This is a genomic window from Acetobacter pasteurianus subsp. pasteurianus LMG 1262 = NBRC 106471 (genome assembly GCF_000285275.1).
Lineage (GTDB): Bacteria > Pseudomonadota > Alphaproteobacteria > Acetobacterales > Acetobacteraceae > Acetobacter > Acetobacter pasteurianus.
Genome location: NZ_CADO01000134.1, coordinates 1 through 1,007 on the forward strand (window position 1 = coordinate 1; position 1,007 = coordinate 1,007).

1 pseudogene and 1 other annotated feature are annotated in these 1,007 nt (G+C 53.9%); the pseudogene reads right to left on the reverse strand.

Going from position 1 to position 1,007, the window contains the following annotated elements:
• Window positions 1-48: 48 nt before the first annotated feature.
• Window positions 49-899 (reverse strand): annotated as a pseudogene (locus APA10_RS15465) (IS3 family transposase); the annotation flags it as partial.
• Window positions 505-621 (reverse strand) — a sequence feature (AL1L pseudoknot). Its footprint overlaps the pseudogene before it by 117 nt.
• Window positions 900-1,007: the final 108 nt, after the last annotated feature.

The following is a 1,007-nucleotide window of genomic DNA, read 5'->3' on the forward strand; positions in this document are numbered from 1 at the left end:
CTTTTTCATAATCTAACCCGATGTACAACCCTTCTGTGAGATTTCCGCGTCGAGAGCATCCAGCACGAAGTCGGTATGGGCCGTTGAGGAGACGCGCCAGCCCACAATAACCCGTGCGAATACATCAATGATGAAGGCCACATAAACAAAGCCCTGCCAAGTGGAAACATACGTGAAATCCGAAACCCACAGTCTGTTGGGGGCAGGAGCATGAAACTGGCGCTGCACCAGATCCTGCGGACACGGACGTTGCGGATCAGGCCGTGTGGTTCTGACCCCCTTGCCACGAATGACGCCTTTCAGCCCCATCCGGCGCATCAGCCGCTCTACCGTGCAGCGGGCGACATCCAGGCCTTCACGTTTGAGCTGATGCCAGACCTTGCGCGCTCCATAGACGCAGAAATTATTATTCCACACTCTACGGATGTCATCGCACAATTCTTTGTCTTTCTGGCTGCGCACACACGGATTTTTCTGTCTGGCAACAGTTGCATAATAGGCAGATGGTGCAATCGACAGAACCCTGCAGATTGACCCGACACCATATGTCTGCCGGTGCTCCTCAATGAAGCGTGTCATGGCTTGAAGATGCGGTCGAGCTCCGCCTGGGCAAAATATGCCGACGCCTTACGCAGGATTTCATTGGCCTGCCGCAATTCGCGGTTCTCTCGCTCCAGTTGCCTGATCTTCTCTCGATCAGGCAGGTCACTCACCGCAGGCGCATTGGCACGTTCATGCAGACGGGTCCATTTTGACAGCGTGTCAGGATGAATATCCAGCTTTGGCGCTATCATCATCACCGCGGACCAGCGTGATGGATGGTTCTTCTCTTCCTCCAGAACCATGCGGGCTGCACGTTCACGAAATTCAGGCGGAAAACGCTTCGATTTGTTGCTCATGAATCCTTCTTACCTCTCGGGTCGTTCCGTCTCCACAAAACCCGGGGCAATTCATTCTGTATGAATTCGGTCTCGTCGTGCCACAGGGGATTGCGCATATCAGACACA